The organism is Actinomadura logoneensis (genome assembly GCF_003428695.1).
In the GTDB taxonomy this organism is placed as follows: Bacteria; Actinomycetota; Actinomycetes; order Streptosporangiales; family Streptosporangiaceae; genus Spirillospora; species Spirillospora logoneensis.
This window is the reverse complement of sequence record NZ_QURH01000449.1, coordinates 1-1,004: the sequence shown is the minus strand read 5'-3', so window position 1 is coordinate 1,004 and position 1,004 is coordinate 1. Positions and strand designations below refer to the sequence as shown.

1 protein-coding gene is annotated in these 1,004 nt (G+C 79.6%); it reads right to left on the bottom strand.

What is annotated here, in order from left to right; all coding sequences use genetic code 11:
• Window positions 1-1,004: NAD(P)/FAD-dependent oxidoreductase (locus DZF91_RS23240; protein ID WP_117359494.1), on the bottom strand; the 1,004-nt coding region annotated here is incomplete at both ends.

Here is a 1,004-nt window from a genome sequence, read left to right as displayed (position 1 = left end):
GTCGCCGCCCGCGGCCGTCCAGCCGGCGAGCAGCCCCTCGGCGCGGGCGGCGGGCGCGCCCGCGATCCCGGTGATCTCACCGGCCGCGTACACGCCGGGCGCGGTCGTGCGCTGCGCCCCGTCCACGCGGACGAAGCCGTCGCGCAGCTCGCAGCCGGCGGCGACGGGCAGTTCGAGCTGCGGGCTGAAGCCGTGCGTCACGCAGACCGCGTCCACGGTGAGGGTGCGCTCGGTGCCGGGGACGGGCGTCCAGTCGGCGGTGAGCCGGGCGGTGACGACCTCCTCGACGCGGCCGTCGCCGCGCGCCTCGACGACGGCGCGGCCGAGGCGGTAGGGGACGCGGTGCCGGGCGAGCAGTCCGGTGTACTCGGCCAGCTCGGCGGTCTTGCCGGTCTGCGCGGCCAGTTCCCAGGGGCGTCGGGACCAGCCGCGCAGGACGGTCGCGGCGGTGTTGGCCTCCAGCACCGCGCGGACGTCCGACCCGGCCTCCAGCAGGGACGCGGCGACCGGCAGCAGGAACGGCCCGGACCCGGCGACGGCGACCCGGTCGCCGACGACGACCCGCTCGCCCTTCGCCAGCGCCTGCGCGGCCCCGGCGGTGAACACGCCGGGGAGCTGCCAGCCGGGGAACGGCAGGACGCGGTCGTGCGCGCCGGTCGCGAGGACGAGGGCGTCGGGCGCCAGGACGCGCCGCTCGCGCCCGGTCCCGTCGGCGGGGCCGCGCAGCACGTGGACGTGCGGCGCGGCGGCCGTGTCGTCGGGGCGTTCGAGCGCCCAGACCGACGCGTCGGGCCACCACTCGGCGCGGGGGTGGCCGAGGACGTGCCCGCGGAGCCGTTCGAAGCCGTCCCAGCCGTGGTGCAGGCGGCCGTTGTCCTCGGCCTCGTACTCGGCCGGGAGCATCCGGTGGTACTGGCCGCCGGGACGGTCGGACGCGTCGAGCAGCGTGACGCGGGCGCCGGCGCGCAGCGCGGCGGCAGCGGCGGCGAGCCCGGCGGGGCCCG